Origin of the sequence: Aestuariivirga sp. (assembly GCF_046294715.1) — a bacterium.
Taxonomy (GTDB): domain Bacteria; phylum Pseudomonadota; class Alphaproteobacteria; order Rhizobiales; family Aestuariivirgaceae; genus Aestuariivirga.
In genome coordinates, this window is sequence record NZ_JBKBKI010000008.1 from 95572 (window position 1) to 107615 (window position 12044).

Annotated in this window: 10 protein-coding genes; 7 read left to right on the forward strand and 3 right to left on the reverse strand. The window is 65.1% G+C overall.

From position 1 onward, the window contains the following. Positions 1-151 precede the first annotated feature (151 nt). The 6 genes from ACK4HL_RS07995 to ACK4HL_RS08020 all read left to right on the forward strand — a co-directional run bounded on the left by ACK4HL_RS07995 (position 152) and on the right by ACK4HL_RS08020 (position 7623). Positions 152-355, forward strand: coding sequence for a DUF2892 domain-containing protein (locus ACK4HL_RS07995; RefSeq protein WP_409758328.1), 204 nt, complete (start codon positions 152-154; stop codon positions 353-355). Between the two features lie 60 nt (positions 356-415). Further along, positions 416-1432, forward strand: coding sequence for an efflux RND transporter periplasmic adaptor subunit (locus ACK4HL_RS08000; RefSeq protein WP_409758331.1), 1017 nt, complete (start codon positions 416-418; stop codon positions 1430-1432). Continuing rightward, a complete protein-coding gene (locus ACK4HL_RS08005) occupies positions 1429-4656 on the forward strand; it encodes an efflux RND transporter permease subunit (RefSeq protein WP_409758334.1) in 3228 nt (1075 codons plus the stop codon). Before ACK4HL_RS08000 ends, ACK4HL_RS08005 begins: the two co-directional genes overlap by 4 nt. A gap of 26 nt (positions 4657-4682) precedes the next feature. Next, positions 4683-5972 (forward strand): NAD(P)/FAD-dependent oxidoreductase, encoded by a 1290-nt coding sequence (locus tag ACK4HL_RS08010; protein ID WP_409758337.1) that lies wholly within the window; start codon positions 4683-4685, stop codon positions 5970-5972. 96 nt (positions 5973-6068) lie between these two features. After that, positions 6069-7205, forward strand: a complete 1137-nt coding sequence (locus ACK4HL_RS08015; RefSeq protein WP_409758340.1) for a BON domain-containing protein — start codon at positions 6069-6071, stop codon at positions 7203-7205. Positions 7206-7278: 73 nt separating this feature from the next. Then, the gene (locus ACK4HL_RS08020) at positions 7279-7623 is read left to right on the forward strand and encodes a four-helix bundle copper-binding protein (RefSeq protein ID WP_409758343.1); all 345 of its coding nucleotides are present in this window, start codon (positions 7279-7281) and stop codon (positions 7621-7623) included. Here ACK4HL_RS08020 and ACK4HL_RS08025 read toward each other — a convergent pair. From ACK4HL_RS08025 to ACK4HL_RS08035, 3 genes are all read right to left on the reverse strand, one after another. After that, positions 7608-9203, reverse strand: a complete 1596-nt coding sequence (locus ACK4HL_RS08025; RefSeq protein ID WP_409758346.1) for a sensor histidine kinase — start codon at positions 9201-9203, stop codon at positions 7608-7610. The genes ACK4HL_RS08020 and ACK4HL_RS08025 overlap by 16 nt on opposite strands. A 64-nt stretch (positions 9204-9267) precedes the next feature. After that, positions 9268-9654, reverse strand: a complete 387-nt coding sequence (locus tag ACK4HL_RS08030; RefSeq protein WP_409758349.1) for a response regulator — start codon at positions 9652-9654, stop codon at positions 9268-9270. Next, positions 9642-11522 (reverse strand): PAS domain S-box protein, encoded by a 1881-nt coding sequence (locus ACK4HL_RS08035; RefSeq protein ID WP_409758352.1) that lies wholly within the window; start codon positions 11520-11522, stop codon positions 9642-9644. The genes ACK4HL_RS08030 and ACK4HL_RS08035 overlap by 13 nt, the downstream gene beginning before the upstream one ends. A gap of 216 nt (positions 11523-11738) precedes the next feature. Between ACK4HL_RS08035 and ACK4HL_RS08040 the strand changes: the two genes are divergently transcribed. Further along, entirely contained in the window at positions 11739-12044 is a 306-nt protein-coding gene (locus ACK4HL_RS08040; RefSeq protein ID WP_409758355.1) for a hypothetical protein, read from the forward strand.

Here is a 12044-nt window from a genome sequence, read left to right on the forward strand (position 1 = left end):
CGCCGATCCGGCATGGCAGGTTGCAAGGGCAGGGCGCAGGTCGCGAGCAGCTTTTCCAGCGCGCGGTGAAAATTCTGCTTTACTAATATTAGAGAAGCATAATATACAAGGGGCGCCGGGCAGACCGGCCACGTCAAGAGGGAAATTCCGTATGAACATCGATCGAGCCGTACTGGCCTTTGCGGGCATCATGGTGCTGGTTTCCGTGGCGCTCGCGCATTTCGTGTCACCGTGGTGGCTGCTGCTCACCGCCTTCGCAGGCCTCAACATGCTGCAGGCGTCCTTCACCGGCTTCTGCCCAGCCGCGATGATCTTCAAGGCGCTGGGTTGCCGGGCCGGCGAGGCCTTCCGCTGACAGCCTGAGGTTCCGCTCCGACATTCGGCGCGCCCACTGAGGCGGGCCGGGAGGATTAGCATGCCAATGACACTCAGAACGATACCTCACCGCGCGCTTGCAGCGGCCCTGGCCCTCGCTCTCCTTGGCGGCTCCGCGCTGGCGGAGGAATTCAAGGTGAAGGCCGCAGACACGCCGGAACTGAAGGCGGTGTTCGGACGGGTGGAGAGCCGCGACATCGTGCCCGCCCGGGCGCGGATCGGCGGCACCATCGTGTCGCTTGCGGTCGAGGAGGGCTCGGCCGTCAAGGCCGGGGACGTGGTGGCGGTGGTCGTCGACGACAAGCTCGCCCTGCAGCTCGGGGCGGTGGACGCCCGGCTCAAGGCCCTCGGTGCGGAACTCAAGGATGCCGAGACCGACCTCGAGCGGGGCAAGAAACTGCTCGAGAGCGGCGTCGTATCGAAGCGGCAGGTTGATGCGTACCAGACCAAGGTCGACGTGCTGACCAACCAGATGGCCGCGGCCGAGGCCGACCGTGCCGTTCTCGACCAGCAGCGCACCGAAGGTGAGGTGATCGCGCCAGCACCGGGCCGCGTGCTCAGCGTTCCGGTCACCAAGGGCTCCGTCGTCATGGCCGGCGAGACGATCGCGCGCGTGGCGGGCGGGGGCTATTTTCTGCGTCTCTCGCTTCCCGAACGCCATGCCGCCCACATCAAGGAGGGCGACGACGTGACGGTCGGCAGCCGCGGGATGTCCAATCTCGGGGAAAAGGCACCGATCGGCCGCGGCCGCGTCGTGAAAGTCTATCCGGAGATCGAGGGTGGCCGCGTGCTCGCCGATGTCGAGGTCGAGGGGCTTGGCGACTTCTTCGTGGGCGAGCGCACCCGGGTGTGGATTCCGGTGGGTTCGGAACGGATGATCGCCATCCCCGCCGCGGCCGTCACCACCCGGGCCGGCGTCGACTACGTGCGGGTTGCCCTGCCAACGGGGCCGATGGACGTCCCGGTCATCGTGGGTGACAGTTTCGAGAAGGATGGCAAGACCTACTTCAAGGTGCTGACCGGCCTTGCCGATGGCGACACCGTGGTGCTGCCATGAAGCTCGGGATTGCCGGCAGCCTGACAAAGGCGTTCATCCAATCGCCCCTGACGCCGCTGATCCTGCTGGCTTCCTTCGCTGTCGGCCTGGTGGCGCTGCTGACGCTGCCGCGAGAGGAAGAGCCGCAGATTTCCGTGCCGATGGTGGACATCATGGTTCGCGCCGACGGCCTCAAGGCGGAAGATGCGGTGAAGCTCGTCACCGAACCGCTGGAAACCATCATCAAGAGCATCGATGGCGTCGAGCACGTCTATTCGCAGACGCGCGACGACAACGTGATGGTCACCGCCCGCTTCCTGGTGGGTACGAGCTCAGACGCTGCCGTGCTGCGCGTGCACGAGAAGGTTCGCGCCAACCTGAACCGCATTCCCGTCGGCATCCCCGAGCCGCTGATCGTCGGGCGTGGCATCGACGACGTGGCCATCGTGGTGGTGACGCTCGCTCCCAAGCCCGAAGCTGCAACGCGCTGGACGGCGAACGGGGTGAGCCGAGTCGCGCGCGAGCTTCAGGTGGAGCTGGCAAAGCTCGACGACATCGGCCTCACCTACATCGTCGGGAACCAGCCCGAGGAGATCCGAATCGCGCCGGATCCGGAGCGCCTCTCCCTCTACGGCGTCACGCTGCAGCAGCTCACGGGCAAGATCGCTTCCGCCAACCGCTCCTTCGAGGCGGGGCAGCTGCGCGACGGCGGCCGCCAGATCTCGCTCATGGGCGGCCAGACGCTGCAGTCGCCTGCCGACATCGCCAACATCCTTCTATCCGCGCGCGACGGAAGGCCGGTCTATGTGCGCGACGTGGCGGACGTGTCGCTGATGCAGAACAGCCGCGAGGTGCGTGCCAGCAATGTGCAGAAGGTGAATGGCGAACTCGTCGCCACCCCTGCCGTTTCGCTCGCGCTCGCCAAGCGGCCCGGAACGAATGCCGTCATCATCGCCGAGCGCATCACCGAGCGCCTGCACGAGCTCGAAGGGCAGATCATTCCCGAAGACATCGCCGTCCAGATCACGCGCGACTATGGCGAGACGGCGAACGAAAAGGCCAACGAGCTTCTTTTCCACCTTGGCCTCGCGACGGTATCCATCGTGCTGCTGGTGGCGGTCTCCATCGGCTGGCGCGAGGCGATCGTGGTGGCGATCGTCATCCCCTCGACGATCCTTCTCACCCTCTTCGCCGCGCGCATCATGGGCTATACGCTGAACCGCGTCAGCCTCTTCGCGCTCATCTTTTCGATCGGCATCCTGGTCGACGACGCCATCGTGGTGATCGAGAACATCGCGCGGCACTGGGCGATGAAGGATGGTCGGAGCCGCGTCGAGGCGGCAATCGACGCGGTGGCGGAAGTCGGCAACCCGACGATCGTGGCGACGCTCACCGTGGTGGCGGCACTGCTCCCCATGCTCTTCGTCTCCGGGCTGATGGGCCCCTACATGAGCCCCATTCCCGCCAACGCTTCCGCGGCGATGATCTTCTCCTTCTTCATAGCGGTGATCGTCACGCCCTGGCTGATGATGAAGTTCGGCGGCGGCCAGGGCGACGGAAGCCACGCCTCGCATGGCGCATCCGACGGCGGCGTTCTGGGGCGGATCTATCTCGCCTTCGCGCGGCCGATCATCAAGTCCCGCGCCCGCGCCTGGATCTTCCTCGTCATCGTGGGCGTGATCACGCTCGGTTCGCTCTCCCTGTTCTACACCAAGAGCGTTACCGTGAAGCTCCTGCCTTTCGACAACAAGTCCGAGCTCCAGGTGGTGGTTGACCTGCCGGAGGGTTCCTCGATCGAGGACACCAACCGCGTGCTGAGCGAGGTGGCGCGGGTGGCGCTGGAGCTTCCCGAGGTGCATTCCGTCCAGACCTACGCGGGCGAGGCCGCGCCGTTCAACTTCAATGGCCTCGTGCGGCACTATTACATCCGCAGCTCACCCGAGCTCGGCGACGTGCAGATCACGCTCTCCGGCAAGGATGAGCGCGAAAGGACAAGCCACGACATTGCGCTTGAGCTGCGCCGCAACCTGGGTTCCCTCACGGTGCCGGAGGGCACCTCGATCAAGGTGGTGGAGCCGCCACCGGGCCCGCCCGTGCTCGCGACGCTCCTTGCGGAAATCTACGGTCCAGATCCCGATGCACGCCGCGCAACCGCCGCCAAGGTGCGGGAGGCCTTCGCCAAGGTGCCGTTCATCGTCGACATCGACGACAGTTTCGGGCAGCAGACGCCACGCATCCGCATCGCCATCGACCAGGACAACCTCGAATACCAGAAGGTTGAGGAGGGCGACGTCTATGATACGCTGCAGGGCCTCTATGCCCAGAACACGGTGGGCTACTCGCACCGCGGCGGCGGCAGGCAGCCCATCCCCATCACGCTGGGGCTGCCAAAGTCGCAGAAGCTCATCGACGAACGCGCTCTTTCGACGCCCGTACCGGCCAATGCTCTGCCGGGCGACAGGGGCGTGGTCGAGCTTGGCGACGTGGTGAGCATCGAGCGCGAGCTCTCCTCCTTCCCGATCTTCCGCCACAACGGCAAGCCCGCGGAGATGGTGACGGCGGAACTGGCCGGCGCATTCGAGGCCCCCGTCTATGGCATGATCGAGGTCGGGAAGGCTCTGGATTCCCTGGACTGGACCGGCCTCGAGAAGCCGACGATCGCACTCCATGGCCAGCCCATCGACGATTCGAAGCCGGTCCTGCTGTGGGACGGCGAGTGGGAGGTGACATGGGTGACCTTCCGCGACATGGGCGGAGCCTTCATGGTGGCACTGCTCGGCATCTACATTCTCGTCGTGGCGCAGTTCGGCTCCTTCAAGCTGCCGCTGGTGATCCTGACACCCATTCCGCTGACGCTGATCGGCATCATGTTCGGCCACTGGCTGTTCGGCGCGGCCTTCACCGCCACATCGATGATCGGCTTCATCGCGCTTGCCGGCATCATCGTGCGCAACTCGATTCTGCTCGTCGACTTCGTGAAGCATGCCAACGAGCCCGGTGCAGACCTGCGCGAGGTGCTGCTCAGGGCAGGCGCCATCCGCTTCAAGCCGATCCTGCTCACCGCCATCGCCGCCATGATCGGCGCGGCGGTGATCCTTGCCGATCCGATCTTCCAGGGCCTCGCCATCTCGCTGCTGTTCGGGCTCGCGTCCTCGACGCTGCTCACGGTGCTGGTGATCCCTGCCATCTACATGGCGCTCCGGTACCGGGCGCCCAAGAACGAGAGTGCAGTGCCTGCCGCCTGAAGACAATCAACATGGGAGAGTGAAACATGGCGCATGTCGTCATCCTCGGTGCCGGATTGGGCGGCACCATCATGGCCTATGAGATGAAGGACCAGCTGCGCCCCGGCGACACGCTCACGGTCATCACCAAGGACCCGAAGTATCATTTCGTGCCCTCCAACCCGTGGGTGGCCGTCGGCTGGCGGAAGCCCGGCGACATCGAAGTCGACCTCGCGCCCGTCTTCGCGAAGAAGGGCATCGCCTTCCGCCCGGTGGCGGCCAGAAAGCTGTTTCCCGACGAGAGCCGCATCGAACTCGAGGACGGCAGCAGCGTCTCCTACGACTATCTCATCAACGCCACGGGCCCCGAACTCGCCTTCGACGAGATCGAGGGGCTGGGGCCGGAAGGGGCCACCCAGTCCGTCTGCCACGTTTCGCACGCGCTGAAGGCGCATGATGCTTTCGAGGAATTCTGCAGGAATCCGGGGCCCATCATCGTCGGCGCGGTGCAGGGTGCCTCCTGCTTCGGCCCGGCCTACGAGTTCCTGTTCATCCTGGAGACCGAGCTCCGCCGGCGCAAGATCCGGGACCGTGTGCCGATGACCTTCGTCACCGCCGAGCCTTACATCGGGCACCTGGGCCTCGACGGCGTGGGTGACACCAAGGGCCTGCTCGAGAGCGAGATGCGCTCGAAGCATGTCAAGTGGATCACAAGCGCGCGCGTCAAGAAGGCCGAAGCCGGCAAGATGACGGTCGAGGAAGTGGCGGATGACGGGGCGGTCAAGGCCACGCGCGAGCTGCCCTTCGGCTTCGCCATGATGCTGCCGGCCTTCCGCGGCGTGGCCCCGCTCCGCGGCATCGAAGGCCTGTCGAATCCCAGGGGTTTCACCCTTATCGACAAGTTCCAGAGGAACCCGAAGTACCAGAATATTTTTGCGGTCGGCGTCTGCGTGGCAATTCCGCCCACGGGCCCAACGCCGGTTCCCTGTGGCGTCCCGAAGACCGGCTTCATGATCGAATCCATGGTGACGGCGACCGCGCAGAACATCGGCCTGCTGCTGAGGGGAGAGGAACCCCGCCACCAGGCCACCTGGAACGCGGTCTGCCTCGCCGACTTCGGCGACTCTGGCGTGGCTTTCGTGGCCCAGCCGCAGATTCCGCCGCGCAACGTCAACTGGTCTTCGTCAGGCAAGTGGGTGCATGGCGCCAAGATCGGCTTCGAGAAGTACTTCCTGCACAAGATCCGGCGCGGAACCAGCGAAACCTTCTATGAAAAGCTGGCCCTGGATATCCTCGGGATCGACAAGCTGAAGCAGACGGTGGAAGTGCGCTCCTGAGCTTCCGTTCCGACGCTGAGTCATAAGGGAACCTCCTTCCGGCCCGCCGGGTTTTCCCCGGTGGGTACGGTTCAGCCACAGCGAAAGGAATCACACATGGCTCAGAACAGGGATCGCAACTGGCAAGACGAGCGTGACCAGCAGCATGGCGGCAGCACTGGCCGTGGTGGCTGGCAGGGTGGCGATGATTTCGGCCAGGGAGAGCGTGGCCAGCAACACTATCAGGGCTTTGACGAGGAGTCCCGCGGACGCGGCCGGTGGAGCGAAGGCCGCGAGAGTTTCGGCGGGGGCCAGGGTAGCTGGCAGGGCCGCGGCTTCGGCGGCAGCCAGGGCGGCGAATGGAACCGCATGGGTCGCTACGGCGAGGAAGGCTGGCAGGGCGGCGGACAGGGCCGCTGGGGCCAGGGCGGAAACTATCGCATGGACAGGGACTACGGCCAATCCGGCATGCGCAGCGGCAGCCAGGGTGAGTGGGGCAGTCAGCAGGGCGGCTTCGGAAGCGGACACGAGCCCTTCGGCGGAAGGTCATACGTTGGCGAATCGAGCTATGGCAGTTCGCGCGGCGGATCCGGCGGCGGTTTCGGTTATGGCGGCGGCGGCTTCGGCGGAACCTCCGGCCGGTATGGATCCGGCTATGGCGGGTCGAGTGGGGGCTATGGCTCCGGTTCGGGCGGCTATGGCTCCTCCTGGGGCTCCGGCTACGGTGCCGCGGGCTACGGCTCTCGCGGGCAGGGCGGCTCGCAGGGTGATCGCGGCTTCTGGGAGAAAGCGAGCGATGAGGTCTCATCCTGGTTCGGAGACGATGAAGCCCGCCGCCGCCGCGAATTCGACGAACATCGCGGACGCGGCCCGAAGGGCTACACCCGGTCCGATGACCGCATCCGTGAGGACGTGAACGACCGGTTCACTGACGACGGCTGGCTCGATGCCTCCGACGTCGAGGTTCAGGTGTCGAACAGCGAGGTCACGCTCACTGGCTTCGTCCACAGCCGCGAGGACAAGCGGCGGGCTGAAGACATCGCCGAGGCGGTGTCGGGCGTCAAGCACGTCCAAAACAATCTGCGCGTGAAGGACCGCACGCAGTCCGCGAGCGAGACATCCACCGCTCATTTCGGCAGCGGCTCCTCCGGGACTTCCACGGGTTCAACCACGGGCAGCACGGGTACGGGCAGTTCGACGTCAGGCTCGAGCACCAGCCAGTCCTCCACCTCGCGGACAGGCGGCACACGCTAAGCCCTTTTCAACCCCGGGCCCGGCAGGAGGAGCGCCACTCCCCCGCCGGGCCGTCTTGATTTGCGAGGATGCGATGGATGCGCGAACACTGAAGATGCAGGACTGCATCGACGACTGCCTCCGCTGTTACGCCACCTGCTTCGGCATGGCGATGACCCACTGCCTCGAGGCAGGTGGAGAACACGTGGCGGCTCCGCATTTCCGGATCATGATAGCATGTGCTGAAATCTGCCGCACGGCGGCACACTTCATGCTGATGCGATCAGCGCACGCGGGCCATGTCTGCCGCGAGTGTGCCGAGATCTGCGAGCAGTGCGCCGCCGACTGCGAAAAGCTCGGCGACATGGACGATTGCGTCGCCCAGTGCCTCCGTTGCGCGCGGAGCTGCCGCGCGATGGCGGATCAGCCTTCCGCCTGACCCACACTGTCCCGCCTCGGCCGGACGGTGGGAAAGCGAAGCTCGAAACATGTGCCCTCGCCCGGGCGAAATTCGCTGGTGCCCTCGAGCTGCAGCGTCAGCGCCCGTATGAGCTTGAGGCCGAATCCCTTCGTTTCCCGTTCCGGCGAGGCGGCGAACTTGCCGTTGTCGCACACGCGCAGCAGCAGATCCTTGCCCTCACGCCTGAGGTTTACCCGTACCGTAAGACGATCACCGCCGCTCTCGGCATGCTTCAGGGCGTTCGTGACGGCTTCGCTCAGGATGAGGGCGAAGGGAACGGCGCGTTCGAGATCGATGGGCGTCGGCTCGGCCTCGACCTCACAGCGCGCCTCGCGGTCCGCGGCGGCGGTGAGGGCGGAGCAGAGCGTGGGGATGTAATCCGCGAGATCGAGATCGGTGGCCTCGGCTCGCGAGTAGAGGAGCTCGTGCACCAGCGACATGGCCTGGATACGCCGTTCAAGGTGGCCGGCGCCCTCGCCATGGCTTTCCTGGAGCCGGGCAAGGCTCGAGATGATCTGGAGATTGTTCTTCACGCGGTGGTGCACTTCGCGGAAAAAGGCGGTCTTCTCTTCCAGAGCGCGGTTCAGGTGGCTGGTCCGCTCTTCGACAAGTCGCTCGAGGTTGGCGGCATTGGCGAGCAGCATCCGGTGTTGCCGCCAGGCGAGATAGCCCAGAGCAAACAGGATGATGAAGCTCGTCGCGAAGAAGGCGACGTAGGAAACGACGTTGCGCCGCCAACGCGCGGTGATGGCCTCTTCGCTCATGCCGCGGCCGACGTAGACCGGATACCCGTCGACCCGCGCAAAGGCATAGCTGCGCCAGACCCCATCCAGCGCCGAAATCCGCTGCAGGGTACCGCGGTCACCGGCGGCGAGAACTGCCGTGAACCGGGGGTCGGAGGCATAGTTGCTTCTGTTGAGGCTTGCGGGGTAGCGCACGAGAACCTCACCATCCTCGCGAAACAGGCTGGCGGAGCCCTCCGGATCCCCCGAGGTCTCGAGAGACTTGAAGAGCTTGCGAAAATATTCTGTCGAGATCACCGTTCCCACGAAGCCGCCGAAGGAGCCGTCCGGCGCATCGATCCGGAAGGACACGTTGAACACCTCTTCCTTTGCGCCGCTGATAGGACTGAACGGACGCGTCACCACGACCTTTCTCGTCGTGGTCTTCAGGTTTCGGAAATATTCGCGGTGGGAGACGTCCGTCGGCGGCTGAGGAAAGGCAAGGCTGCTGGCCCTCGCGATGCCGTCTGCATCGTTCAGCCAGATCGAATGGACCTGCGGGAACTGCCGGGCAGTCTCCGCCAGGTAGTCGTGGATTTCTCGTGAATCGCGGATCTCGTTCCAGTCCATCCCGCGGATGCGGATCATGATGCTGCGCGCAATCACCTCATGCGTCAGGAAGATCGAAAGCGCGTGCTGGTGCAGCAGGTCCCGGCTGCTCGCCACCTCCGCCTGTGCCTGGGCCCTGACGCTCTGGTAGTCGCGCCAGGTGGCAAGCGCCAGAAGAAGGATCGGCAGCACGAGCACGGCGACGATGAGAATCCCCGCGGCAAGCAAGCCTCCGGGCTTCCTGCCGGACTCCCGGCCACGGGGCCCCTGGTGATGTGCAGTCACAGACCGCTTAACTCGCCGTTCGCCTGCCGAGAGGGGCCACACCCATCGCGGCCGCCAGGCCTCGCGCCAGCTTCTCCTGTGTATAGGGCTTGTCGATTACCGTCGCCGCGGCGCCGCTGGCAAGACGCACCTCGCCATACCCGGTGGCGAAGAGCACCGGCACGCCACGCTCGATCAATACCTCGGCCACCGGATCGATCCGCTCGCCGCGGACGTTGACGTCGAGAACCGCAGCGTCGATGGCTTCCTCCCGCGCCAGCGCCATGGCTGCATCGATGGTCGCCGCGGGGCCCACGACCTCGCTTCCCAATTCCGTAAGCATATCCTCCACCATGACGGCGATGAGAGCTTCATCTTCCACCACAAGGATGCGCTTTCCCCTCAACCACGGCATGCATGTCCTCCCGGCACTGACAACGGCATTTCTATCACGCAGACCACGCCGGCCGGATCAAAAGACATCTCGACGCTGCCGTCGAGGTCACGCGCCAGCGTCCGTTCGAGAAGCAGCGAGCCAAATCCGCGATGGGCCGGCTTGCTCACGGGCGGACCGCCCGTCTCGCGCCAGGCAATCTGCAGCTTGCGTTCGCTGTCGAGGCAGCGCCAGCGCAAGTCCACCTGGCCTTCGTCATTGGACAGGGCGCCGTACTTCATCGTGTTGGTGAAAAGCTCGTGCAGCGCGAGCGCGATCGAAAGGGCGGCATGCGGACTGAGCAGAATGGGCGGTCCGTCCGCCGTGATGCGCTGGCCGGCCGCGCTGCGCAGCTGCAGCGCGTCCGTGACCAGCTGGTGGAGAGAGGTGTTTTCCCAGTGCGAGCGGGTGAGAAGGTCGTGGGCGCCGGACAGGGCCTGGAGGCGGCCCTCGAAGGCCTTCCTGACCTTTCCGTCCGTTTTGCGGAAGGTCTGGTAGGCAATTCCCTGCACGACGGAGAGCGTGTTCTTCACACGGTGGTTGAGTTCCGCGAGCAGCAGTTCGCGCTGCTCCTCGGCATGCTTGCGCTCGGCAATGTCCGCCACGGTGGCGATGACGCGCATGCCTTCGGACGTGAGGATCGGGTTGACGCCGATTTCGAGTGGAATGTCGCGACCATCCTTGCGCCTACCCGTGACCTCGCGGTTCACGAGGTGCGGTCCGGGGCCCCAGACGTGCCGGTCCCGGAGGGAGGGGTGCTGCTCACGCATGGCGGGCGGCACGAGCACCTCGATGAACTGGCCGATGAGCTCGCCCCTTTCGTAACCGAACAGCCTCTCGCAGCGCGCGTTGATCATCATGATGCGGCCGTCGCCATTCGTCATCACCATGCCGCTGGGGGAGGCCTCGACCACAAGGCGGAAGCGCTCCTCGCTCTCCCGCAGGGCCTTCTCGGCCCGGATCCGGTCTGTGGTATCGGTATTGACACCGGTGAGGCCCATGAAGGTGCCATCCACCGAAAACCGCGGGTGCGCCACGGTCTCCAGCGTGCGGTATTCGCCAGCCGCATTGCGGTATCGGCCGGAGACGGTGACGCTCACATGGTCGCGCAGGGCGGCGCCCATGTGGCCCATCACGTGGTCGATGTCCTCGGGGTGCATCGAACTGCGCCAGTCGAAATTCTTGATATCGGCCTCGCCGACATTCCAGAAGCGCCGGAGCATGCCGTTGAGGTGCAAGCACCTTCCCTGCATGTCGCACATCCAGATCATCACCGGCGCATGCTCGGCCATGATGCGGAAGCGCTGCTCGGATTCCTGGAGCTCTTGCAGGACGGCGAGCCTCGCCTTCTCGGCCTGGGCACGCTCGAGGCTGAAACCCAGCTGCCGCGCGATCGTCACTGCCAGCGTCTTCGCCGCATCGCTGTAGGTGTGGGGCGCGGCATGGTAGGCCATGAACTTGCCGATGACCTTGCCTTGGGATGTGAGTGGAATGAAGGCCAGCGCACGGATGCCTTCCGCCTCGATCGTTCGCTTCACCGAGTCGCTTTCCTGCGTCTCCCGGATGTCGGAGACGAAGATGGGTGGTGGATCGACCGTTCCGGGCCGCCAGGGCGTGTGGCCCTCGAGCGACTTGCGATAGTGCTCGGAGAGGCCACGCCAGGCGACAAAGCGCATCACCCCGTCCGGATCGAAGAGGAGGATGGAACACTTGGGGCAGCCGAGGCCTTCCGAGATGGCGTCGAGACCCGCTTCCAGCATGGCTCCGACGTCGTTGGCGCGGTAAAGGCTGTCAGTGAGGCGGTAGAGTGTTTCAAGATGGGCGGCGCGGCCCTTACCGCCAAAACGCAAGCGTCCACGCGGTGCTGGTCTTGCACCTGCGGCGTCCGTCTGGTCTGTCCGTCCCAGAATCAATCGACCCGTTCCCGGCACTGCCAACCGCTTCCGGCCAGCCCCCAACATAAACCCGTTCTTTGTCTTAGTCCCTCTGCACTGGGCGCAAACGCGAACGGCGCGGAAAGGTTCCCTTGCCGAGGAACTCTTGTTCCAAACCATCGTTTGCCGCGGATGTATCTGGCGCGCTTCTATCTCCCGCTCCGCGACAATGAAGGCGAACCCTTCCCGACCCTGATGTTCAGGGTGGTCGAGGCCGAGTTGTCGAGGCACTTCGGCGGTGTCACGGCCCACCTCGAATCCCCGGCCAGCGGGCTTTGGCGCGAGAAGGGCAAGACGCACGCCGACGAGGTCGTCATCTTCGAGGTGATCGTCGAAGATCTCGACCGGTGGTGGTGGACGTCCTACCGCGAGAGACTGGAACGGGATTTCCGGCAAAAGCGCATTCTGCTGACTCTCCAGCCAGTCGAGGTGCTCTAG